General features: G+C 65.2%; 18 protein-coding genes. 8 read left to right on the top strand and 10 right to left on the bottom strand.

Going from position 1 to position 22,328, the window contains the following annotated elements:
- The first annotated feature begins 133 nt into the window (after positions 1–133).
- From HBF26_RS16490 to HBF26_RS16480, 3 genes are read left to right on the top strand one after another with little or no spacing between them, the layout of a single operon-like run.
- Positions 134–757, top strand: coding sequence for a LemA family protein (locus HBF26_RS16490; RefSeq protein ID WP_167025480.1), 624 nt, complete (start codon positions 134–136; stop codon positions 755–757).
- Positions 757–1,641 carry a TPM domain-containing protein gene (locus HBF26_RS16485; protein ID WP_167128969.1) on the top strand — a complete coding sequence of 295 codons (885 nt, stop codon included), beginning with the start codon at positions 757–759 and terminating at the stop codon, positions 1,639–1,641. The genes HBF26_RS16490 and HBF26_RS16485 overlap by 1 nt, the downstream gene beginning before the upstream one ends.
- Positions 1,641–2,141 (top strand): TPM domain-containing protein, encoded by a 501-nt coding sequence (locus HBF26_RS16480; RefSeq protein ID WP_193569943.1) that lies wholly within the window; start codon positions 1,641–1,643, stop codon positions 2,139–2,141. The genes HBF26_RS16485 and HBF26_RS16480 overlap by 1 nt, the downstream gene beginning before the upstream one ends.
- Positions 2,142–2,179: 38 nt before the next feature.
- Here HBF26_RS16480 and HBF26_RS16475 read toward each other — a convergent pair whose 3' ends face one another.
- Both HBF26_RS16475 and HBF26_RS19800 read right to left on the bottom strand, forming a co-directional pair.
- The gene (locus HBF26_RS16475) at positions 2,180–5,164 is read right to left on the bottom strand and encodes a TonB-dependent receptor (protein ID WP_167128963.1); all 2,985 of its coding nucleotides are present in this window, start codon (positions 5,162–5,164) and stop codon (positions 2,180–2,182) included.
- A 216-nt stretch (positions 5,165–5,380) separates the two neighbouring features.
- A complete protein-coding gene (locus HBF26_RS19800; RefSeq protein WP_275690598.1) occupies positions 5,381–8,302 on the bottom strand; it encodes a TonB-dependent receptor domain-containing protein in 2,922 nt (973 codons plus the stop codon).
- Positions 8,303–8,537: 235 nt separating this feature from the next.
- Between HBF26_RS19800 and HBF26_RS16465 the strand changes: the two genes are divergently transcribed.
- The gene (locus HBF26_RS16465; RefSeq protein WP_205287665.1) at positions 8,538–9,959 is read left to right on the top strand and encodes a chitinase; all 1,422 of its coding nucleotides are present in this window, start codon (positions 8,538–8,540) and stop codon (positions 9,957–9,959) included.
- Between the two features lie 61 nt (positions 9,960–10,020).
- On the opposite strand, the gene HBF26_RS16460 is transcribed toward HBF26_RS16465, so the two are convergent.
- On the bottom strand, positions 10,021–11,976 hold the full coding sequence (locus HBF26_RS16460; protein ID WP_240151395.1) for an alpha/beta hydrolase family protein: 1,956 nt from the start codon (positions 11,974–11,976) through the stop codon (positions 10,021–10,023).
- A gap of 150 nt (positions 11,977–12,126) precedes the next feature.
- Here HBF26_RS16460 and lgt point away from each other — a divergent pair, with 150 nt between their 5' ends.
- The gene (gene lgt / locus HBF26_RS19375; protein ID WP_193569942.1) at positions 12,127–12,951 is read left to right on the top strand and encodes a prolipoprotein diacylglyceryl transferase; all 825 of its coding nucleotides are present in this window, start codon (positions 12,127–12,129) and stop codon (positions 12,949–12,951) included.
- 15 nt (positions 12,952–12,966) lie between these two features.
- On the top strand, positions 12,967–13,863 hold the full coding sequence (gene thyA, locus HBF26_RS19370; protein WP_193569941.1) for a thymidylate synthase: 897 nt from the start codon (positions 12,967–12,969) through the stop codon (positions 13,861–13,863).
- Between the two features lie 44 nt (positions 13,864–13,907).
- Here thyA and HBF26_RS16450 read toward each other — a convergent pair whose 3' ends face one another.
- Positions 13,908–14,603, bottom strand: coding sequence for a 4'-phosphopantetheinyl transferase family protein (locus tag HBF26_RS16450; RefSeq protein WP_167128960.1), 696 nt, complete (start codon positions 14,601–14,603; stop codon positions 13,908–13,910).
- Between the two features lie 174 nt (positions 14,604–14,777).
- Between HBF26_RS16450 and HBF26_RS16445 the strand changes: the two genes are divergently transcribed.
- Entirely contained in the window at positions 14,778–15,791 is a 1,014-nt protein-coding gene (locus HBF26_RS16445) for an aldo/keto reductase (protein ID WP_167128958.1), read from the top strand.
- 3 nt (positions 15,792–15,794) lie between these two features.
- Here the strand turns inward: HBF26_RS16445 and HBF26_RS16440 are convergent, their stop codons facing one another.
- Complete coding sequence (locus HBF26_RS16440) at positions 15,795–16,439, bottom strand: response regulator (protein WP_240151394.1); 645 nt, start codon at positions 16,437–16,439, stop codon at positions 15,795–15,797.
- 172 nt (positions 16,440–16,611) lie between these two features.
- Between HBF26_RS16440 and HBF26_RS16435 the strand changes: the two genes are divergently transcribed.
- Entirely contained in the window at positions 16,612–17,010 is a 399-nt protein-coding gene (locus tag HBF26_RS16435; RefSeq protein WP_167128956.1) for a winged helix-turn-helix domain-containing protein, read from the top strand.
- Here the strand turns inward: HBF26_RS16435 and HBF26_RS16430 are convergent, their stop codons facing one another.
- The 5 genes from HBF26_RS16430 to HBF26_RS16410 all read right to left on the bottom strand — a co-directional run bounded on the left by HBF26_RS16430 (position 17,011) and on the right by HBF26_RS16410 (position 22,245).
- The gene (locus tag HBF26_RS16430) at positions 17,011–18,249 is read right to left on the bottom strand and encodes an MFS transporter (protein ID WP_167128953.1); all 1,239 of its coding nucleotides are present in this window, start codon (positions 18,247–18,249) and stop codon (positions 17,011–17,013) included. It lies immediately after the preceding gene.
- Positions 18,250–18,261: 12 nt separating this feature from the next.
- On the bottom strand, positions 18,262–18,561 hold the full coding sequence (locus HBF26_RS16425; protein WP_167128950.1) for a putative quinol monooxygenase: 300 nt from the start codon (positions 18,559–18,561) through the stop codon (positions 18,262–18,264).
- Between the two features lie 31 nt (positions 18,562–18,592).
- A complete protein-coding gene (locus HBF26_RS16420) occupies positions 18,593–19,270 on the bottom strand; it encodes a type 1 glutamine amidotransferase domain-containing protein (RefSeq protein WP_167128948.1) in 678 nt (225 codons plus the stop codon).
- 36 nt (positions 19,271–19,306) lie between these two features.
- On the bottom strand, positions 19,307–20,362 hold the full coding sequence (locus HBF26_RS16415; protein WP_167128945.1) for an NAD(P)-dependent alcohol dehydrogenase: 1,056 nt from the start codon (positions 20,360–20,362) through the stop codon (positions 19,307–19,309).
- A gap of 89 nt (positions 20,363–20,451) precedes the next feature.
- The gene (locus HBF26_RS16410) at positions 20,452–22,245 is read right to left on the bottom strand and encodes a monovalent cation:proton antiporter-2 (CPA2) family protein (protein WP_167128942.1); all 1,794 of its coding nucleotides are present in this window, start codon (positions 22,243–22,245) and stop codon (positions 20,452–20,454) included.
- Positions 22,246–22,328 lie beyond the last annotated feature (83 nt).

Genomic DNA, 22,328 nt, shown 5'->3' with positions numbered 1-22,328 from the left:
CTTTTGGGGCCGTGCCCCGGAGCTGGCGCGCGAACGTGGGGACTGGCCCGAAAATCTGTCGCGCGCAGGGCGCGCTCCTACGAGCTGCGGTTTGGGGTAAGTTGTTGCGGCACATTCCACGGAACCCGCCGCCATGAAGACCCTCGTCCGCACGTTCGCCCTCGTCCTGCTAGCCGCCTTCCTTTCCGGCTGCGGCTACAACGCCATCCAGCGCGAAGACGAAGCGGTGAAGGCCGCCTGGTCCGAGGTGCTGAACCAGTACCAGCGCCGCGCCGACCTCGTGCCCAACCTGGTCAACACCGTGAAGGGCTACGCGCAGCACGAGGAACGGGTGCTCACCGAGGTCACCAATGCCCGTGCCCGCGTCGGTCAGACGCAGATCACTCCGGAATTGCTCAACGATCCGGAAGCCCTCGCCAAGTTCCAGGCGGCCCAGGGGCAGCTCACCAGCGCGCTGTCCCGCCTGATGGTGGTCAGCGAGAACTATCCGCAGCTCAAGGCCGATGGTTCGTTCCGCGACCTCCAGGCCCAGCTGGAGGGCACCGAGAATCGCATCACGGTGGCGCGTAACCGTTATGTGGCTGCGGTGCAGAGCTACAACACGCTCATCCGCTCCTTCCCCAACAACCTCACGGCGAAGGTCATGGGTTACAAGGTGAAGCCGAATTTCAGCGTCGAGAACGAGAAGGCGATCTCCACGGCGCCCACCGTCGACTTCGGCTCCACCCCGGCGCCGGCTTCCTCGGCCGGCCACTGATGCGCGGATTCGCGGCAGCGCTGCTCCTTGCCGTCACCTTGCTCGTGCCGCCCCTCGCGGCACGGGCCGACGCGCCCGTGCCGAAGCTGACGCGCCATGTCACCGACCTCACCGGTACCCTGACCAGCGATCAGGTCGCGCGCCTGGATGCGCGGCTCGTCGATCTGGAAAAGACGAAGGGCGCGCAGGTCGTCGTGCTGATGGTGCCGACCACCCAGCCCGACGATCTCGAAAGCTATTCGCTCAAGGTGGCGGAAACGAACAAGGTCGGCAGGGAAGGGCCCGATGACGGGTTGCTGCTGCTCCTTGCCAAGAACGACCGACGCGTGCGCATCGAGGTCGGCTATGGCCTGGAAGGCGCGCTGCCTGACGCCATCGCCTCGCGCATCATTCGCGAATACATGGCCCCGAAACTGCGGGCCAACGACTATTACGGCGGCATCGACGAGGCCCTGAACGCGATCACGCAGATCGTGCAGGGCGAGGCGCTGCCGCCACCGGTCGCGCCCGACGAAAGCCACGAACGCCGCGGCGGCGGTCACCTGCTGGTGCCGCTCCTCTTCGCGGCCATCTTCCTGCGCGGCATCCTGGGTCGGGCGCCGCTCGGCGTGCGCATGCCGCTGGGTGGCGTGCTCGCCGGCGGCATCGGCTGGCTGTTCCTCCATTCCATCCTGGGTGGCCTGCTCGGTCTCGTTGCCGGTGCCTTGTTCATGGCCATTCCGCTCGGCGCCGGCCGCTCCATCGGCGGTGGCGGGTGGGGCGGGTTCGGTGGATGGGGCGGCGGAGGCGGCTTCGGCGGCGGTGGTTTCGGTGGTGGTGGAGGCGGCGGCTTCAGCGGAGGCGGCGGCAGTTTCGGTGGTGGCGGCGCGTCGGGGAACTGGTGATGGATATCGGACGAATCGCAACCAACCTGTTCGGTGCCTGGTTCCAGATGGGCAGGCAGTTTCCCTCGGCCACGCTCGATGCCATCGCGAAAACGGTGGCGGAAGGCGAGGGCCGGCATCGCGGCGAACTCCGGGTGGCCATCGAGTCGCGGCTGCCGTTCTCGGCCGTGGCCGCTGGTGTGACCGCACGCGACCGCGCGGCCATGCTGTTTTCCCATATGCGGGTGTGGGATACCGAGGAAAACTGCGGCGTGCTGCTCTATGTGCTGCTCTCGGAACATCGCATAGAGATCGTCGCCGACCGCGGCATCGCAAAAGTCGTGGCGCCCCCCGAGTGGGAAGCCATTACCACGCACATGCGCGACCAGTTCGCGCAAGGCCGCTTCCGTGAAGCGGTGCAGACGGGCGTGGCGGAAGCCGGTGCACTTCTCGCACGGCATTTCCCCTCCAACGGCGATTCACGAAGCAACGAACTGCCGGACCGCCCTCTGGTTCTCTGAGCAGGAAGAGGGCCGCCCCGGAGGGCGGCCCTTTCGCATTACAGCGTGAAGTCGTATTGCACCATCAGGCGCAGGGAGCGCGGGGCCTGATAGTTCTTCGGTACGCGATACGTGGTGCCGTAGTACGTCTGGTCGGCACCGTTCTCCGCCACCTCGGAGAGGTAGGTCGGCTTTGCATTGTTGAATGCATTGAGCACGTCGAGCTGCATGGTGAGGCCCTTCGCGAAGGCCGGCGTGTAGACGACGTTCGGGCTCAGTGTCCAGGTCCACGGAAGGCGCTTGCCACGTCCCCGTCCGGAGATTTTCCCTTCGCAGTAGAAGAACTCCGAGTTATAGCTCGGGATGCCGGCGACGGTTCCATCGCCGCCACCGAAGCAACTGGTCGGGCGACCTGACTCGAGGAGTCCATTCACGCCGACGGACCATTCCGGCGACAGGCTGTAGCCGCCGTAGACCTTGAAGCTGTGCCGCCGATCGTTCGGAAGGTAGCCGTTGGCACCGATCATCAACTCCGGATGGTCGAACGCACTGGTGGTACCGGTGTCGTCCTGGCCGTTGTCGGACCTCACCAGGCCTTCCGTGTTGCCGCGATTCTTCGACCAGGTATAGGACGCGTTGACGTACAGGCGCTCGCTTGTCTTTTCCGCCGACAGCGTCACTGCCTGGTAGGTGCGCTTGGCCTTGGGCCCGAACAGGCTGCCCGGAAGGGTCACGTTGTGCAGGGTGCCGCTGCCGTCGAGATCCACGTCCACGGACACCTTGCTGCCCGGGTTGTAGATGAAGCAGCCGGGCGTGCTGGCCGGCGGCGAGAAGCGATCGCCATTGGCGTCCACGTCCAGGCCGATGGACTTGCCGTAGTCGTAGAACGGGCGCCAGTCGCAGGTGTCGTCGATGGCGTTGTTGAGCCTGCGATAGGTGGCCTTGGCGCCAACCACCCAGTCATTGAGGAGCGCATTGTCGCTGACGATGCGGTGTTGGAACCCCAGGATGTACTCGTCCTGTGAATAGGGCTTGAGTCCCTTCGACGCGACCGAGCTCGGATTCGGTGTGCTGCCGTTCGCGCCGTTGACGATGACCCGGTCGCCCGTGGCGTCGCCCAGTGTCGGTGCGCCGGTCGTCGGATCGATGCCCGAATACGAGAAGTTCTGCATCGTGTAATACGAGGCGGTGGCCGCACGCAGCGCCACGTTGGCCGCGATGGGCAGCGAATAACGGCCGGCGGTGCCGAAGACCTTCGTGGCCGAGTCGCCGAACACGTCCCATGCGAAGCCCAGGCGCGGCTGCCAGATGTTGGCCTGGCGCACGAAGCGTTGCCCGGCACCGTTCCTGTTCTCGAACGAATCGTTGCGTATGCCGATGTAGGCGAGAACGTTGTCGGTGACCTGCCAGTTGTCCTGCAGGTACCAGGATTTCTGGTCGACGGACACCGAGCCACCGGTGCGGAAGTTGTAACGGGTGACATAGTCCTCACCCGCCGAGTTCGTGCGGTAGTAGTAGAGGACGCCGCCGGCGTAGCTCTTCCCGGCTTCCGAATTCCACTTCTCGCGCGAGTAACCACCCGCGAGGCTGTGATCGCCGATTCGCCAGTCGAGATCGATGCGATAGGCCGTACGCTGGTCTTCGCCGTCAAAGCGATCGACCTGGCTGCTGAGGTAGCAGGAGCGAATCGGGCTGGTGGCCCCCGAGAGCGTGCTGGAGCGGCGATCGATGATGTACGGACAGCCGGAGTTCCCGCCTTCGATGTTCCCGTCGTACCTCGTGACGGTGCCGTCGGCGCTGATGTATTCGGAGGAATTCTTGCTCTTCATCTTGCCCCATTGCGCAGACAAGGTGAGGTCGTCGCTGATGTAACCGGTGTACTTGAAGATGTTGGTGGCCCCACCGGTCTTCCTTTGGCGGCGCCCCAGATAATCGTTGGTGGAGGGCTTGCCGTTCGCATCGATCGACGGGGCGAAGTAACGATTCGTCGTGTGCTGCGTGTTGTTCATCGACGTCCATTCCAGAACGTTCGCATCGTCGATGTTCCAGTCCACCTTGATCAGATGGAACGGGTTGTCACGCGTGTTGCGCTGCGCGGCAGCCGAGGACGTGGCGACGGGATAGGTGGTTTCCGTCCGGCGTTCGGACTGGAAGATGCCGTAGAAGAACAGCTTGTCCTTCACCAGCGCTCCGCCTAGCCATGCCGAATAGACGTTCCGGTTATCGCTGTCCTTCTGGTATGTGCGATAGAGGTTGCCGTCCTTCGTGTACGTGGTGGGCGACTGTTCGCGACCCCATGCGGGGGTATAGACCCAGCTGGCGCCGCCTTTCCATTCGTTCGTGCCGCGCTTGGTGATCACGGAGGTCACACCGCCCGTGGAGAAGCCGTACTGCGCGCCATAGCCGCCGGTCTGCACGTCGAGCTGCTGGATCGCCTGGAAGGGCACTTCGGCGAACGACAGATTGTTGTAGAGGTTGGTGACGTTGAACCCGTTGACGTAGTAGCTGTTCTCCGCGACGGACGCGCCGCCGAACGAGGGCAGGTTCCCGAAGGTCTCATCGCCCTTGACGGTGCCCGGCGTCAGTGCAGCCACGTCCACCACGTTGCGCGGCACGGGCAGCCGGTTGAGCTGGTCGGCCGTGAAGCTGGTGCGCGATTCGACGGACGCCACGTCGATGGCCGCCAGGGCGGTGGCCGATACCGTGACGGTATCCAGAGCCTGCGCGTCGCTCTGGACCGCGGGCGCGATGAAGTTCACCTGCGCGGACTGGCCGGCCACAACGTTGATGTCGCGGCTGGCGACGGTGCGTCCGTCTTGCTGAACGTTCACGCGATAACTTCCGACTGGCAGAGACGTGGCGCGGTAGCGCCCGTCTTCGCCCACGGCTACCGTCCGCTTCGCACCGGTGCCGAGGTTGTGGATTTCGATGCCCTGGGACACCTCGGCGCTGCCGTAGATATCGCCGACGGTGCTTTGCGCCTGGGCGACGGTGGCAAAAAGGCCGGCGGCGAAGGCCGTGGCGAGCGCGGTTCGCTTCAACATGCTTGTCATTGGTCAAAACTCTCCCTGACCCTGTTTCACAACAGGGCTGTACAGCTTCTTGGTAGCGCCGGTGGGCGCGGAGTGGGGTGCGGGTCCGGGTGTGGGGACACCCGCGTCGCGAAGACCCTGCGCGTGAATGCGACGTGATCGGACAGTACAGCGAAGGTTTCGCCGACGCAAGAAATCAGAGCAAAATCATAGACTTTGCGAAATTACTCAGAATCGCTGCTGATAACCCACGTAGTAGTAGCGGTCGATGTCGAACGCCGGGTTGTAGGGCGGGCTGCCGCCGCCGGCGCTGGTCACGTTGTAGTAAAGCGGCCCCTTGCGGCCGAAGATGTTGTTTACGCCGACACGGACGTTTCCGTTCCACGGCGCCTGCCAGCGCAGTTGCAGATCGTGGAACGCGACGCCGCCCTTGCGGCTGACGCCGGCAACACCGGTCAACGCGTTGAGTTCATTCGGGCGATTGCACTCGACATCGCTGGACCAGCAGGAATCTTTCAGCCCCGAGAAGTAACGGGTGGTCCATGTGGCGCCGAAGCGGCGCCACGACCAATCGAGCGAGAGATTGGAGCGCACCCGGTAGAGGCCCTGCACGCCGTTCATGTAGCCGGCAAGATGGCGAGGGGCGGCCCCCGGCGAACTGACCTGCGTGTAGTCCTCGAGATAGGTGCTGTCCGAGAGCACGGTGAATTCGCCGTACCTGGTTTCGGGAAAGCGATAGTGCAGGCCGAGGTCGTAACCTTCGGTGCGCAGCGAGCCGAGGTTGGCGAGGCTTTCGTCCAGCGACGCGATGCGGCCATTCGCGCCGCGCACAAAGCGTCCACACCAGGTCGGATCGTTGCGCACGTAGCAGAAGTTGAGAATGTCGCCGGCGAGGATCGGCGTGATGACGTCGGATATGTCGACCTTGTAGTAGTCGAGCGTGAGGTCGAGCCCGTCGGCGAAATACGGGCTGTACACCAGCCCCGCGGTGCGTGTGATCGAGGTTTCCGGCTTCAGCGCGGGATTCGCCCCGGTCCGGAACGCCGTCGGATTCTGGCCGCCGGTGGCCGACGCGATCTGTGCTCCCGATTGATCCACTTGCCGGTAGTTTCCCGGCACTCCCGCGGCGGTGCAGCGCCCGCGTACGGCGGCATCGCTCGCCGCGGCGCCGTAGACGCTGTCGCACGGGTCGAGGAAGCTTTCGAAGGTTTCGCTCGATCCGGCATAAAGGTCCGCGACCGTCGGTGCGCGGAAGCCCTCGGCATACGTGGCACGCAGCAAGAGGTCGTCGAACGGCTTCCAGCGGAGGCTGTACTTGTCGTTGGTGCGCCCGCCGAAGGCCGTGTAGTGCGAATAGCGGGTGGATGCGTTTACGGCCAGTTCGCGCGCGAGCGGGAGGTCCGCAAGCAAGGGCACGTCGAATTCGAGGTAGGCCTCGTTGGCGATGTACCCGCCATCGGTCGGGTCGCTGGCCAGTTGTGTGGTGAGACCCGCCGAATCCGCGGGATCCGGCCGATAGCGTCCATGGTCGTTGCGGTGCTCGATGCCGCCGGCCACGCGCAGCGTGCCGGCCGGAAGGTCGAGCAAGCCGCCCGTGATGTTCGCGATGAGGTCGTTCGTGCGCGTGGTCTGCCGTGACGTGGTGGTGGAACCCACGTACGACCACACGGCGTCGGGTGTGCCACCAGGACCGGCAAGTATGTTCCAGGGAACGCATCCCCCGGCGCGGTCCGCTGCATCCGCGCAGACGGTCCGGCCATCGATCACCGTCGTCGGCCCGAGCGCCTTCCTCGCGGCGACGAGATCGATGTTGCCGCTGGTGGTACGGCTGGCCCGTGTTTCGGAGTACGCGTAAGTGACGTCCCAGGTCCACGTGTGGTCGGCCCAGGAAAACGTTCCCTCGGCGCCCACGTCGCCGTGCAGCACCTTGCTCTTCGCCCATGTCATGCGCGGCATTTCGGTGGTGCGTCGGAAGAACGGCGTGGCGTAGCCGGGGAAAGGGTTGTATGCGTTCGCCGGGTCGATGAACAGGCCGTCCGCGCGGCCGGACCCGCTTTGCAGCGGGTATCCCGCGCTCTGGCTGCGCGTGTCGCGCACGGCGTAGGTGGCCATGCCGCGCAGCACGATATCGTCGGTGAGATTGTAGCGTCCGGTGCCGAAGAGGCTGCGCAGCTTCGTGCCCGAGCGGAAGCTCATGTCTCGCGAGGTGGCGTATTTGTCGTCGTTGCTGTCGACGTCGTACGGGTGATAATTCGCGAGGTTCGCCGTATCGCCCGCGATACCGCCGGGGTGGTTCACCACGTAACGGTTGGCGGTCCAGCTCCCGTCCGGCGCATAGCTGCCCGCGCCGAGTGTGCCGGGCTCGCGAGGGTCGACCACGCCGCCGTACGGCCCCATGCCGAATCCGTCATCCGGATGTCGTGGACCGTACGCGTTTCGCGTCAACGACCGCTTGCTGTCGCGCAGTTCGTCGCCGTCCTCGTACGCCGCACCGAGGATGATCGAACTCGTCTCGCTGCTTCGGCCCCAGGTGAACGTGCCGTTCTTCTGTGTGCCGTCGCCCCGCCCGTTCACGCCGTACAGGACGTCGGCAGACGCCCCTTCGAAGCGATCGGTGGTGATGATGTTCACCACGCCGCCGATCGCGTCGGATCCATAGATCGACGAGGCGCCGTCCTTCAGCACCTCGATGCGTTCCACGATGGACAGCGGAATGGTCGAAAGGTCGGTAAGCCCGCCCAGGCTGCTCGTCCAGCGGCGTCCGTTCACGAGCACGAGGGTGCGCACGGCGCCCAGGTTGCGCAGGTTGGCGTAGCGGCCGCCCGCGTCGTTGCTGGAGGAAAGCGTGTCCTGTGGGGTTACTTCGGGTGTAGCGGCCGAGGGCATGCGGGCGATGATGTCGCCAAGCGCGGTGAGCCCGGTGGCGCGAATCGCCTGGCGATCCATGGTGAACACGGGCTGCGCCGTCTCCACATCGGTGCCGCGGATGCGCGAACCGGTGACCGTCACGTTCACCGGAGCGAGCATCTCGGCGGAAGGTGCGGTCTGCTGGCCATACACGGCAGTGCCGGTCAGGGCGGCCGCGAGCGCGGCCGCCAGCGCCACGCGTCGCCGCGCGACGTGGCGTCTCTGCCCCGAACTGACGTGCATACCCTGAAGCCTCCCAAGCCCCGCCATACCCCACCCGGGCCCGACGATCACGCGACCATAACGCCTGTACCCGTGCTGCGCAAGCGTCGGTACCTTCGCAGGTCGATGCCTGATTGTCGCGGATTCCCGGAACATGCGTGCAGGAAAATAGGAGCAGGACGCATAGCCCGGGGATCGTGCCCCTTCTACCCTGCAGGCGCCGGAGGGCACGAATTCAACACGCAGGGAGAATCACATGTCTTTTCAATCACGCCGGATGATCCGTCCGGCTTTCGCTTTGCTTGCGTTGGCGCTGGCGCCATCCGCCTTCGCTCTCGAATACGATCCCGCATCCGCTTACGTAGCAAACTGCGTCGTCAACTGGAGGAGCGAGGTCTTCCGGGCGAAGTGGTGGGCCGGCCCGGGACAAGGACCGGACGAAGTCGACACCGTCGCGAATCCCTGGGACAGTCCCTGGGAGCGCGCACCCGCGGGAACCCCGACGGGATGCCCTGACCAGGAGAATCCCGGCGAGCCGGGTAACCCGGGCGAGCCCGGTACTCCCGGCACGGTGCTTCTCAGCCACTTGCTTGCCGAAGAAGAACGGCTGACGTCGGCCCCCTTGATGCAGCAGGTTCGTTCGTCCATACGCACGCTGGACAACGCCAGTGTCGAGGCCGTCGCTCCGTCGCGTTCGCAGAATCCGGTCAATGTGAAACGCGTGGAATCCATCCTGGACGAGTCGCGGTTCGAATACCTGTTCCCGTTGCGGGCGCCCGAATACTCGTACCGCGGTTTTCTCCAGGCCGTCGCCAAGTTCCCCGCCGTGTGTGGCGACTATGCCGACGGGCGCGATGCCGAGGCCATCTGCCGCAAGACTTTGGCCACGATGTTCGCGCACTTCGCGCAGGAAACGGGAGCGCATGAATCCTGGCGCCCGGAAGAGGAGTATCGCCAGGCCCTCTTTCACGTGCGTGAGATGGGGTGGAAGGAGGGCGATCGCAACGGCTATAACGGCGAGTGCCAGGGCAGCGGGTGGATCGCCGAGACCTGGCCGTGTGGAACGTTCTCCGATGGGAGCTTCAAGAGCTATTTTGGCCGGGGCGCGAAGCAGCTCTCCTATAACTACAACTACGGTCCGTTCTCCGACGCGATGTATGGCGACGTACGCACGCTTCTCGATGCGCCGGAACGGGTGGCGGATACCTGGCTGAACCTGGCCAGCGCCACCTTTTTCTTCACTTACCCGCAACCGCCGAAGCCGTCGATGCTCCATGTCATCGATGGCACGTGGCAGCCGAACGATGCGGATCGTGCGGACGGCCTCGTTCCGGGCTTCGGCGTGACCACGCTGATCATCAATGGGGGCGTCGAATGTGGCGGAAATGCGGAGCACGCCCAGTCGGCGAATCGCATCGCCTACTACCGTGCGTTCGCGGCGACCCTCGGCGTGCCCGTCCCGGCGGACGAGGTCCTGGGTTGCAAGGGCATGAAGCAGTTCGGTGAAAGCGGTGCGGGTGCCCTACCGATCTATTGGGAGAACAACTGGACCGAACAGCCCGGTTGCAAACTCGTCGGTTACCAGACGGCGTTCTTGGCCCTGAAGCCGGGCGACTACGTGGGCTGCGTGCGCGTTGCATTCCCCGACGTGGAGATCGTGGACGACACGAAGGGCTGAAGCCGGCCATCGCGGCGCGGCGGCTCCGGCAAGGTGCGCAATCCTTGCCGGAGCCGTTGCCTCAGCGCGCGGCGTCGCCGATGTTCTTGTCGAGGAAGGCCTGCAACCGGGTCAGGAGTTCCTCGATGTTTTCCGGCTTCACGAAGCCGTGCCGCTCGTCGGGCTTGGTCAGGGTTTCGTACGGCTTGTGCGCGGCATCCAGCGCGGCACGCATGGCCTTGAACTGGGCGAAGGGCGCGCGCTGGTCGTCCTCGCCGTGCACCAGGAAGACAGGCACGGTGATCTTGTCGGCCAGACGCGCCGGCGAGTTCGCGGCCAGGTCGGCCTCGTCCCTGCCGATCACGGTGGTCAGGTAGTTGCGGCCGTACTCGTGATCCTTGATGTCGCCCTTGTTGTACATCATGTCGAGGTCGTAGATGCCGTCGTAGCCGACCGCGCACTTGAACATGCCCGGCGCGCGGATCGTGCTCATCAAGGCGGAATAGCCGCCGAAGCTGGCACCGAACACGCAGACCCGGTTCGCGTCGGCATAGTGTTCGGCAATGGCCCACTTCACGGCGTCGATCAGGTCCTCCTGGATGCGCGTGCCCCATTTCAGGTAGCCCGACTGAACGAAGGCCTGGCCGCGCCCGCCGGAGCCGCGGTAATTCACCTGAAGTACGAGATAGCCGCGGCTGGCCAGGAACTGCGACTGCTCGTCATAGAACCAGTCGTCCGAAACGCCGTGCGGGCCGCCGTGCGGGAACAGCACCATCGGCAGGCCGGATTCCGGCTTGCCTTTCGGGAAGGTGAGGATGGCCTCCAGTTCCGTGCCGTCGCTGGCCTTGAAGCGCAGCGGCCGGCGTTCCGACATCTTCGCCGGATCGATCCACGGCACCGCGTCGAACAGCTTGGACACCTTATAGGTCTTGGTGTCGATGAGCATGTAGCGGCCGGGTTCGCGATCGCTCGCCACCTTGAACATCAGCTGGCCGCCGTCCTCGCTGAAGCCCTCGAAGCTCACGAAGTTACCGGGGAACTTCTGCGAGAGCGCCATGTGCAGCTTGGCGATGGGCGCCTGCGGATCGATGTAGGTGGCCTTCGGTATACCGGTCTCGGACACCGTGCCGAAGGGGCGCAGGGGCGCGGGCGTCCACAGCCCGTTCGAGGTCACTTCGCTGAAGTCGTCCCTGGTGATCACCTTCAGGTTGCCGCCGTCGTCGTCCTGCTCGACGAACTCGCCGCCCGTGCCGTTGGGGCTGAAACTAGCGTAGATGTGTTCGCTGCCCGGCACCTTGGCGATCGGCGTGAAGGTCTGTTTTTCCTTGTCGGAGGCGAGCTTCGTCCAGCCGTTGCCGTCGCGGCGGAAGACCAGCCACTTCATGTCGTCGCTGGTGCCGTAGGCGTAGCGCGCGTTGCCCTGCGGATCGATCATGAAGTTCATGTCGCGGTAACCGATGTCCGCCATCAATCGGCGCGCGCTCGTCTTCGCGTCCACGTCGTACAGCGTGCTCTTGTCCTGCGCATTCCAGTCGATGGCGCGCATGTAGAAGTGCCCGTTGCTCTGTACCGGCGTGCCTTCGATCTTGCCCCAACCGCGGTCGAGCGCACGCGTGGAGGCGCGCTTGCCGTAACCTTCGAAGCCGTAGAGGTAATCCGGGTTCTTGCCGTCGACGTCGATGGCCATGATTTCACCGGTGTAACGGGCCTGTCCGATCGATCCGTCGATCTTGCCGCGAGCGACCACGAGCCGGGTGGAACTGGCCCAGACCATGTCCGCCGGCAGTTCGTACGGAGGCATCTTGATCAGCGTGACCGGCTTGCTCATGTCGCCGACGCGGTAGATTGCTAGCCCGTGGTTCTTTCCGTCGGGGTCATGGTAGGCCATCGATACGTAGTGGCCGTCGGGCGAGAGGCTCGGGGCGGTGAGCGGCGGGCGCCGCGCGAAATCGCTTACCGGAATGACGTCCGCGGCCGTCGCAGCGGTCGAAGCAAGGCAAAGCACGGCCAGCATGGGCCGTACGACGTGGTGACGCATGGATTTTCCCCTGTGGGTCGATGGATCCGTATCGCCGTCCCCCCGGACGGTTCCTGACCGCCGATATAGCCGATCCGGGCGTTCGCCACAAGGCGACCTGCGCCATGCCGGGCGGTACACTTGGCGCCTGCTCTCGATCCAGGCACCTGCATGGCCACTCCGTTCGTCGTCGATATCGATCCTGTCGCGTTTTCCCTGGGGCCCATCCAGGTCCATTGGTATGGCCTGATGTACCTGGGCGGATTCCTTGGGGGCTGGGCACTGGGCGAGTATCGCCGGCGCCAGGGCCGCCTGCCGGTTTCAGCCGACCGCTTCGGCGACCTCATGTTCTACGCCATGATGGGCGTGGTGCTCGGCGGCCGCGTGGGCTACATGCTCTTCTACACGGCCATCGACTGGATCTGGACGGACCCGCTCGCCATCTTCCGCGTATGGGACGGCGGCATGTCCTTCCATGGCGGCCTGCTCGGCGTGCTGGTCGCGGGGCTATGGTGGTCCCGCCGCAATGGCGTGAAGTTCTTCGACACCGTGGACTTCGTGGCCCCACTCGTGCCCCTGGGCCTGGGCCTCGGCCGCCTGGGTAACTTCATCAACGGCGAACTGTGGGGCAAGCCTACCGACCTGCCCATCGGCATGATCTTCCCGCACGCGCCGGACGCGCTGCCGAGACACCCGAACCCGCTCTACGAATTCGCCCTCGAAGGCGTGGTGCTGTTCGTGGTGCTGTGGATCTTCTCGATGAAGCCGCGGCGGCGCTATGCCGTGTCCGGCCTGTTCGGGCTGCTGTATGGCCTGTTCCGCTTCACCATCGAGTTCGTCCGCGTGCCCGATCCGCAGCTCGGTTACCTCGCCTTCGGCTGGGTCACGATGGGGCAGATCCTTTCCTTGCCGCTGATCGCCGTGGGCATCGTCTTGCTCGCAATGTCGCGCCGCGCTCCTTACGCCCCGGTCGCGCCTGCCGCGGCCGCCACCTGAGGCCATCCACTCGTCATGCGGCATCCCGAATTCCAGTACCTCGATCTGATGACGCGCGTCCTCGAACAGGGGGACAAGCGCATCGACCGCACCGGCGTCGGCACCCTGTCGGTCTTCGGCGCGTACGCGCGCTTCGACATCGGCCGCGGCGAGTTTCCGGTCCTTACGACCAAGCGCGTGCACTGGAAGCTCGCCGTCAAGGAAATGCTCTGGTTCCTGAGTGGCGGGACCAATATCCGCCCGCTGCTCCTCGAAGGTGTGCGCATCTGGAGCGACTGGCCGCTGGCCAGGTTCCGCAAGGAAACCGGCGAACAGGTCTCGCAGGAAGAGTTCGAACGCCGCGTCATGGAAGACGAGGGCTTCGCGGCCGCCTGGGGCGATCTGGGCCCTGTATACGGAAAGCAGTGGCGCCGCTGGCAGGGCGCGGACGGTGTGGTCTACGACCAGATCCAGACCCTGATCGATACATTGCGCACCAATCCCTACAGCAGGCGCATGCTGTTCCACGCGTGGAACGTGGCCGAGATTTCGAGCATGGCCCTCCCGCCGTGCCACATGGTCTACCAGTTCCATGTCGATACGAACGGCCGCCTGAGCCTGATGCTGTATCAGCGTAGTTGCGATCTCCTGCTGGGCGCTCCTTTCAATTGGGTAGGGGCTGTGGCGCTCATGCAGATGATCGCGCAACAGGCAGGGCTCCAGCTCGGCGATTTCGTCTGGGTCGGGGGCGACGTGCACCTGTATCTCAATCACCTCGACCAGGCCCGCTTGCAGCTCTCCCGCGAACCTCGCGCGGTGCCGGCCCTGAAGCTGGTGGGGCAGGCGGATTCCATCGACGGCTATCGCATCGACGATTTCGAGATGGTCGGTTATGCGCCGCATCCCGCGATCAAGGCGGACGTCGCCGTTTAAGCCGGGGAAGGTCGCGGTTCATGGCTGCCGCAGACTTTCCCGTGCTACCAGACACACGCCGTTATGAGCGTATGCTCGTCCATACGCGTGGTGCTCACCTCCAGGCGGCGTCCGAGAGGGAAATCGACGGAGAGTTCTTCGGCGACCTCGAACTCAAGAACGCCCCGTTGCGACACGTCAACGATGTGTATCGCCTGGAAATCGAAAATGCGGCCCACGGCCTTCGCGGCAGCCTTGAAGAAACTCTCCTTTGCCGAAAAGACGAGAGTAAGGGCTTCCGCGCGTCCCATGGATCGGGACAAGGTATCGACCAAGCTACGCTCCGCTGCGACGATGACCGTCGTCTCCAGCGCGTCGAGCGCGGCGCCGGTAGCCACGCATTCGATATCGATACCGATGCCCCGCATGCTGCCGGTCGGTACCGCCACAGCCGCCGCGACCGTGCCGGCATGCGTGATGCTGCCCAGGAATCCCGGGGGCCAGACAGGGGCGCGGTCAGGCCCGATGGGCAGATCGCCGACGTTGCAACCGAGGTCGCGCAAGGCCCGTAATGCGCACCGCCGGCCCGCGAGGAATTCGGCCTGGCGTTTCGGCACCGAGCGTGCGATGGAGGGCGGGCAGACGATGCCGTGTCGTGAAAAATCGTCTTCGCGGAAACCCTCCGCATCGAAACGCAGGGCAAAGGCAGCCGGCAATTCCAAGGCGGGGCCGCCAAGCGGCAGCTTGAAGAATGGCTCCATGGCTCGGCACGATATTTCACCCTCTCCCGACTCCGCAAGGGCGGCACCTTTGTCGCTGTTTGCCGGGACGCCGTGTCTTGACGGCATTTAGCGTCACTTGACGCACCCCTATGTCGGTCACGGTGATAGCGTGTCGCGTGAAGGCTCCACGACGTCTGCACCGGGAACGCACCCATGGCACTGAAAGATCTCCTCACCGATCCGCTCGGTTTTGGCACCGCTCCGCTGGGAAACATGTTCCGGGACATTCCGGAGGATGAGGCGCAGGCCACCGTGGAAGCCGCCTGGAACCACGGCATCCGCTATTTCGACACCGCGCCGCTTTATGGCGCGGGCCTCGCCGAAATACGCCTGGGCCGGGCGCTCAGGGGTCACGCCCGCGAGGATTACGTCATCAGCACGAAGGTGGGTCGTATCGTGCTGGACGAAGTGGAAGACGTCGCAAAACGCGACCTGGGTGAGAAGGGGGACGTGTTCCGCTACGGTCTTCCCAACAAGGTGGTGAACGATTACTCCGAAGACGCGACCCTGCGTTCCATCGAAGACAGCCTTGGCCGCCTGGGTGTCGACACCATCGAGATCGCATGGGTGCACGATGTGGCGCAGGACTTTTACGGCGACGAGTGGCTCGCCATGTTCGAGAGCGCACGAAAGGGAGCGTTTCGCGCGCTGGATCGCCTGCGCGACGAGGGTGTGATCAAGGCGTGGGGGCTTGGCGTCAACCGCGTGGAACCGATCGAGCTTCTGCTCGAACTGGACGCACCGCGTCCGGACGGCTTCCTCCTCGCGGGCCGCTATTCGTTGCTGGACCATGCCAAGGCGCTGCAGCGGGTCATGCCCACGGTGGAGCGGGAAGGCCTCGGCATCGTTGTCGGCGGCCCGTACAGCTCCGGTGCGCTCGTCGGCGGCAAGCATTTCGAGTACGCCCCCGCGAGTCCGGAGATTCTGCAAAAGGTCGCGCGCATTCGTGCGCTTGCCGACGCGCACGGCATCGGCATGAAGGCCGCGGGCCTGCAGTTCTGTCTCGCGCATCCGGCCGTCGCGGCCGTCATCCCCGGTGCCAGCCATCCGGGTCGAATCGCCGAGGACAAGGACGCCCTGCGCGAGCAGGTTCCCCGTTCGTTCTGGCTCGCGCTGCGCGAGCAGGGTCTTGTCGACCCGGGCGCGCCGCTGCCGGGCGACGACTGACGCCTAAAGCTTCAGGAAGCCGCGTTGCATGGCGAGTATCACCGCATGCGTGCGGTCGCTGGCGCCGAGCTTCCCGAGGATATTGCGCATGCGCGACTTCACCGTTTCCTCCGAGACGAAAAGCTCGGCGGCGATCATCTTGTTCCCGTGTCCCTGCGCCACGAGCTGCAGTACGGCGATCTCCCTCGGGGTCAGCATCTCGGTGCCCGCATAGGCGGCCAGGTCGTGTGCGACATCCGGATCAACCACGTGCCTGCCGGCGATGGATGCGCGGATCGTCCGGATGATCTCCTCGAGCGTTGACGATTTCAGCAGGTAGGAGGTCGCGCCCAGCATCAGCGCGCGCATGATCCGTGCGTCGCCGGGGAAGCTGGTAAGCACGATGATGTTGGCGTCGGGGAATTCGCCACGGATGGCCTCGATGGCGTCGAGGCCATCGACATCCGGCATCTGCAGGTCCATGAGCACCACGCCGGGACGTAGCTCGCGATACTTCCTGATCGCCTCGCGGCCGTTCTCCGCCTCGCCGACCAGAACCATGTCCGCTTGCGTGGATATGGCGGCGCGCAGGCCGTGCCGCATCACCGGATGGTCGTCGCTCACCAGCACGCGAATCAGGCTGCCTGCGTTGTTCGCGTCTTCCATCATGGCAGTCCCTGGACGTGATGACCGCCACCCTGCAACGGCCGCACTGTGTGGTCAATACCCATCGGAGTGAACGTGCGCCCCTCGTCGATGGGGAGCAGATCCGTCCCGAAAGGGATGGGACAGCGGGATGAGTCGGCCTACGTTGTCCCAAGGAAAGCCCATGGAGCACCCCATGCACGCCACGTCTCTCTTTGGTCCGTTTCGTCTCGAACCCGCATCGCGCACCCTGTACCGTGACGGCGAGGTGGTGAAGCTGGGAAGTCGCGCCTTCGACATCCTGGTGGTGCTCGTCGAACGGCGGGGCGCCGTCGTGACACCGCGCGAGCTGATGTCGGTCGCGTGGCAGGGCCTGGTTGTCGGCGAATCGAACGTACGCGTGCAGATCGCCAACCTGCGCCAGGCGCTGGGGCGCGACGGCGAGGGTGCCCGCTACATTGCCAGCATCCCGGGCCGGGGCTATACCTTCCTCGCCAGCGCCGTCCGGGTGGACGACGCTGCGCTGTCCACGAGCACGCGGCCCGTGTGGTGCGGCGGCACGTGGTCGTGGCGCTGGAGCGGGACGGGCACCTGATCAGCCCGGCAGCGCCCTGGCGAACCGTGGTGCCACGGTCAAGGACAGCCAGAACACCAGCAGCCCGAGCAAGGTGAACACGAAACCGGCCCATGCGGCAGCGAGCAGACCCATGCCGGCGGCGACGACCAGGCCGCCGCCCCACGCGCCGATCGCGTTGGCGACGTTCAGGGCCGCCAGGTTCATGGCCCCCATCAAGGTGGGAGCCTCTGGTGCGAACCGCGTGAGGCGCACCTGTACGGTGGGTATGGCGATCATCATCGTGGTGCCCACGCCGAACAGCGCGATCATGAGGACCCATACGTTGTCGCCCGCCGTGGCCAGCGTTGTCAGCACAAGCAAGGCTCCGCCATAACCCAGCATCAAGCCCCGTGCCGGGTAACGATCGGCCAGTTCGCCACCCCATACGTTGCCCACGGTCATGCCGATGCCGAAAAGGGCGAGTGCCACGGGTATCCAGGCACGATCCAGGGAGACCACGTCGGTGACGAAGGGGCCGATGAACGTGTACACGGCGAAGATACTGGCCACGCCAAGCGCCGCGACGAGCATGGTGACCCATACCGGACCCTTGCGCAGCGCACTCAGCTCCTGCACCACCGGCGCGCCGCGCAGGGCGTCGGTGCGCGGCACCCAGGCCAGCAAGGCGAGGAAGGCGAGGCATCCGAGGCCGGCGACGGCGAGATAGGTGTTCCGCCAACCAACGTGCTGGCCGAGAAACGTGGCGAGAGGCGCCCCCACAATGGTTGCCGCGGTGAGACCGGTCATGACGATGGCGAAGGCCTTTCCTCCCTTGCCGGGACCGACGACGTAGGAAGCCACGACGGCGCCCGCTCCGAAGTAGGCGCCCTGCGGCAGGCCGCTCACGAAGCGGGCGGCAGCGAACATCCCGAGGTTGGCCGCCTGCGAGGACAGCACGTTGCCCAGCACGAAGAGCACCATGAGACAAAGCAGCAAGGTTCGCCGGTTCAGCCTGGCGGCGGCCAGGGTGACCGCGGGTGCGCCGAAGACGACGCCGAAGGCGTACGCGGTGATGGCGTTGGTCGCCGTGGGCAGGCTGATGCCGAGCGACGCGGAGAACAATTGCAGCACGCCCATGCTGGCGAACTCGGACGTACCGATGCAAAAGCTGCCGAGCGCCAGGGCGAACAGGGTCAAGGAACGACGCCGGCCGTCGTTGCGTTCGTCGCAATGAACCTGCACCGACCGGCACTGTGCCTCGAATGCTTTCTCATGCATGGGGATATCGCCTCAGATCGTGTCGACCGCATCCAGGGGAATGGCGTGCCGCGTGGCGAGTTCGTTGATTCGCCCGAGGTAACGCAGGTAATGCGGGCTGGCCCGGTGCGCCGCCGCGGCTTCCGCGTCGGCATACAACTCGTCGATGACGAATTCGCCGTGGCGCTCCCGCGCGCGCCAGAGGTTGTAATGGAGGTTGCCTGGTTCGGCGCGGGAAGGACCGGTCATGCTCCGCAGGAGCTCCTCCAGTTCATGTTCCTTGCCTTCTCTTGCCGTGAGGATGGCCACCGTCTTTACGCGTGTCGAAGCCATGCGGTTGTTCCTTCGGTAGGCAGTGTCGGAATCATTCCACCTTCGCCAGCGCTTCGGCGATGGCCTTTCCCACGAGCGTGCCCGACGCCGGGTTCTGTCCGGTGATGAGATGCCCGTCGACGACGAGATGAGGCTGCCATGGCTCGGCGCAGCTGTACTGCGCGCCTGCTTCGCGGAACACACCTTCGAGATCGAACGACACGTCGCGCGCGGCATAGCCATCTTCCTCGGCTTTCGAGAAGGACGTGAGCTTGCGGCCCTTGACGAACGGCGTACCGTCATCGAGGCGTGCGCCGAGGAACGCCACCGGTCCATGGCATACGGCGGAAACGATTTTCCCGGCGGCCCAGGCCTGGAGCACCGCCTGCTTCACGTAGCGGTCTCTTGAAATGTCTTCCATCGGTCCGAGTCCGCCCGGAAAAAAGATGGCGTCGTAATCGCGAACGTCCACCTCGGACAACTTGCGACTGTGCTGCAGGCGGCGGTATGCCGCGCTGTCGCGAAATTTCTTCTGAACCTGGTCGCTGGGGTCGTAGCCGTCCTCGGGAACGATGCCGCCCAGTGGCGAGGCGAACTCGACCGCGACGCCGGCTTCCTCCAGTACTTCGAAGGGATGCGCAATCTCGGGAAAGAAGAACCCGACGGTTCGTTCATACGGGCCCATGACGGCCGTGTTCGTGGCGATACAGAGCACATGTTTCACGCGCATGGCGATAGCTCCAATGCTGGTTCGATGATGGATCGATCAGAACGTCATGACCGCGCGCCCCACGATGTCGCCCGAGCGCAACTGGTCGATATAGGTGTTCACCTCGTCGAAGCCGAAGGTCTTGATGGTGTGGCGGATCTTGTCCTGAGCGGCCAGCGCCATGACTTCCATCAGGTCGGCGTTGTTGCCCCAGAACGAGCCATGGAAGCTCTGTTCCCGCGACACGCGCGGGAACAAGGGGATGTCGATGCGGTCGCCGACCAGGCCGACGTCGACATAGTGGCCGCTGGTGGAGAGAAGGCTCATTCCCAGCTGGATCATGGCCGGGGCGCCCGTGCAGTCGATGATGGCGTCGAGGTCACCCTGCCCGAAAGCCTGGGTCAGGTCCTTCTTGATGTCCGCTTCCGACTTGTCCTTGACGGCGATGGTGTGGTCGACACCGTAATCGCGCGCGACCGCGAGTTTCTCTTCGCTTCGCGCCAGGGCGACGACGCGCGCCCCGCCGCCGAGCAGGCGCGCATACTGCACCGCGTAGGCACCGAGGCCGCCCACGCCGAGTACACCGATCACCCGGTCCGGGCCGACCGCGCCGGCATCGCGTAGTTTGCGGATGCCGCGGTAGGTGGTGAGGCCCGCGTCGGTCAGCGGCGCCAGTTCCTCGAACGCGAGCTGCTTGCCGACCTTGATCACGTAGCGAACGGGCACCGGGATGTACTCCGCGAATCCGCCTACCGGACCGAAGCCGGGCCAACGCACGTTCGGGCATATCTGTGTGTCGCCCACTTGGCAGTGGCGGCAGATGCCATCGCCCCAGCCCGGTGCCACCACGACGTGGCCGCCTTCGACGATGCCGGCGCCCTTCGGGACGAGCGATCCCATCTTCGCGATGACTCCGGTGATCTCATGCCCCAGGGTCAAGGGTGGCTTCAGGTCGCCATACGGGCGGAAATAGCCGTCGATCAGCTGCACGTCGGAGCGGCACATGCCGCACGCCTTGACCTGCACCAGCACCTCGTCTTCGGCGATGTCCGGAACCGGAATGTCCTCCAGGACGAGTGGTTTGCCGTACTCATGCATGCGTGCCGCTTTCATGGTCGTGTACCTCGCACGGGGTTTGTCTGGTGTAACACGGGCCCTCGACAGGTGCCCGTAAAGTGCGGTGAAGCCACGTACAAAAGCGCTTAGCGCAGTGTGTCCGAAGGGTGCGGCTGGTGTGTCGGCGTGGTCCAGGGAACAGGCCGGGGTCGCTTGAAATTCGCCAGGCCCGCCGTTGCCCAGTCGATCCCCTCGAGCTCGCGTGCGAAGCGCTCGGCATCGCGTCGTCTTACCAGGTCGGCGATAGCCTCGGCCTCGGTGGGCGTGGCGCCGAGCTGCACCAGCGCCATGCTGCCGAAGCGCAATGCGGATTCGAACGTTTCGCGTACATGCACCGAGACCCCCTGCGCGACCATGCGCAGCGCATGCTCGCGATCGTAGGTGCGGACCATCAGCGTTGCGTTTGGAAAGCTCTCCTTGCCGATATCGACGATGGTGTCGGCAACGCTGCGCGAGTCCACGCAGATGGCGATCACCTGCGCCTTGTCGGCGCCCGCCGCCTCCAGCACATCGAGGCGCGTGCCGTCGCCGTAATAGATCTTGAAGCCGAAATCCGACGCGGCCTGCACCATCTCGACATCGGTATCGATCACCGTGACGTCGATGTCCCTGGCGAGCAACGACTGGCTCACCACCTGCCCGAAGCGCCCGAAGCCGATCATCAAGATGCTGCCCGTCAGGCATGGGGGCACATCGGACGGCAGGACCGGCCTTGCCGCCTTCGGCATCAGACGATGGACCGCGGCGCTCAGCAACGGTGCCAGTGCCATGGAGAGCACGACGATCGCGGTGAAGCGAGCGTTGTCCTCCTGGCTCATCAGCCCGGAAGCCGCGGCGCCTGCGTAGAGAACGAATGCGAATTCGCCGCCCATGGGCATCAGAAGCGCGCGGTCCATGGCATCGGCGTGGCTGTCGCCAAGCGCTCGGCCGACGGCGTAGATCGCCAGCGCCTTGGCGAGCATCATCGCCACGACCCCGAGCAGCACGAACAGCAGGTGTTCGCGCACCATGTGCAGGTCCAGCGCCATGCCGATGCCGAGGAAGAACAGGCCGAGAAGGAGGCCCCGGAAAGGTTCGATGTCCGCTTCGAGCTGGTGGCGGAAGCTGGATTGCGACAGCAGCACGCCGGCGAGGAATGCGCCGAGCGCCATCGACAGGCCGCCCAGTTGCATCAGCAACGCCGCGCCCAGCACCACCAGCAACGCCCCTGCGGACAGCACTTCGCGAACCCTGGACCGGGCGAGCACCCGGAACAGCGGTTCGAGCAACCAGCGCCCGGCCGCCAGCAAGGCGAGAAGGCATCCCAGTCCCGTGATGGCTGCAAGCCAGGGGATGCCGGTGGCCGAGCGCTCATGAGCCGGTGCCATCCAGGCGACCAAGGCAAGCAGCGGCACGATGATCAGGTCCTCCAGCAGGAGGATGGCCACCACCTTCTGCCCGGCCGGACGGCTCAATTCGCCCGATTCGGACAGGAGCTGCATGACGATCGCCGTCGAGGTGAGCACGAAGCCCATGGCGCCGACGAACGCGACCCTCGGCGCGGCGCCGAGTGCCCAGGCCACAGCCGTGAGTGCGGCGCCGCAGGCCACGAGCTGGCAGAGCCCCAGCCCGTAGATGGTGCCGCGCAGTGCCCACAGGTGCGCCGGACGCATCTCCAGGCCGATGACGAACAGGAACATGACCACGCCCAGTTCGGCGAGTCCGAGGATGGCTTCGGGGTCGGTGAACCAGCCGAGTACGAACGGGCCGACCAGCACCCCGGCAAACAGATACCCGAGCACAGCCCCGAGCTTCAGCGCCCGGAATACGGGTACCACCAGCACGGCCGCGCCGAGCAGAGCCACGGCCTGCAGGAGTTGGCTATTGGCGATGGTGGTCATTCGCCGATGCTAGGCCCGCGTGCGGCGGGGCTGGCGCAAAAGGTCGGGAAGGCGTGTTAAGTCTTGCGCGGAATCGTGCGGAC

The sequence above is a fragment of the Luteibacter jiangsuensis genome, from assembly GCF_011742555.1.
GTDB lineage: Bacteria > Pseudomonadota > Gammaproteobacteria > Xanthomonadales > Rhodanobacteraceae > Luteibacter > Luteibacter jiangsuensis.
The sequence above is the reverse complement of the archived record's forward strand: the minus strand, read 5'-3'. Positions and strand labels throughout refer to the sequence as shown.

What these genes read in the sequence shown, in the direction of transcription:
- HBF26_RS16490 (WP_167025480.1), top strand. Translation starts at nt 134, where the DNA reads ATGAAGACCCTCGTCCGCACGTTCGCCCTCGTCCTGCTAGCCGCCTTC.
- HBF26_RS16485 (WP_167128969.1), top strand. Translation starts at nt 757, where the DNA reads ATGCGCGGATTCGCGGCAGCGCTGCTCCTTGCCGTCACCTTGCTCGTG.
- HBF26_RS16480 (WP_193569943.1), top strand. Translation starts at nt 1,641, where the DNA reads ATGGATATCGGACGAATCGCAACCAACCTGTTCGGTGCCTGGTTCCAG.
- HBF26_RS16475 (WP_167128963.1), bottom strand. Translation starts at nt 5,164, where the DNA reads ATGTTGAAGCGAACCGCGCTCGCCACGGCCTTCGCCGCCGGCCTTTTT.
- HBF26_RS19800 (WP_275690598.1), bottom strand. Translation starts at nt 8,302, where the DNA reads ATGCACGTCAGTTCGGGGCAGAGACGCCACGTCGCGCGGCGACGCGTG.
- HBF26_RS16465 (WP_205287665.1), top strand. Translation starts at nt 8,538, where the DNA reads ATGTCTTTTCAATCACGCCGGATGATCCGTCCGGCTTTCGCTTTGCTT.
- HBF26_RS16460 (WP_240151395.1), bottom strand. Translation starts at nt 11,976, where the DNA reads ATGCGTCACCACGTCGTACGGCCCATGCTGGCCGTGCTTTGCCTTGCT.
- lgt (WP_193569942.1), top strand. Translation starts at nt 12,127, where the DNA reads ATGGCCACTCCGTTCGTCGTCGATATCGATCCTGTCGCGTTTTCCCTG.
- thyA (WP_193569941.1), top strand. Translation starts at nt 12,967, where the DNA reads ATGCGGCATCCCGAATTCCAGTACCTCGATCTGATGACGCGCGTCCTC.
- HBF26_RS16450 (WP_167128960.1), bottom strand. Translation starts at nt 14,603, where the DNA reads ATGGAGCCATTCTTCAAGCTGCCGCTTGGCGGCCCCGCCTTGGAATTG.
- HBF26_RS16445 (WP_167128958.1), top strand. Translation starts at nt 14,778, where the DNA reads ATGGCACTGAAAGATCTCCTCACCGATCCGCTCGGTTTTGGCACCGCT.
- HBF26_RS16440 (WP_240151394.1), bottom strand. Translation starts at nt 16,439, where the DNA reads ATGATGGAAGACGCGAACAACGCAGGCAGCCTGATTCGCGTGCTGGTG.
- HBF26_RS16435 (WP_167128956.1), top strand. Translation starts at nt 16,612, where the DNA reads ATGCACGCCACGTCTCTCTTTGGTCCGTTTCGTCTCGAACCCGCATCG.
- HBF26_RS16430 (WP_167128953.1), bottom strand. Translation starts at nt 18,249, where the DNA reads ATGCATGAGAAAGCATTCGAGGCACAGTGCCGGTCGGTGCAGGTTCAT.
- HBF26_RS16425 (WP_167128950.1), bottom strand. Translation starts at nt 18,561, where the DNA reads ATGGCTTCGACACGCGTAAAGACGGTGGCCATCCTCACGGCAAGAGAA.
- HBF26_RS16420 (WP_167128948.1), bottom strand. Translation starts at nt 19,270, where the DNA reads ATGCGCGTGAAACATGTGCTCTGTATCGCCACGAACACGGCCGTCATG.
- HBF26_RS16415 (WP_167128945.1), bottom strand. Translation starts at nt 20,362, where the DNA reads ATGAAAGCGGCACGCATGCATGAGTACGGCAAACCACTCGTCCTGGAG.
- HBF26_RS16410 (WP_167128942.1), bottom strand. Translation starts at nt 22,245, where the DNA reads ATGACCACCATCGCCAATAGCCAACTCCTGCAGGCCGTGGCTCTGCTC.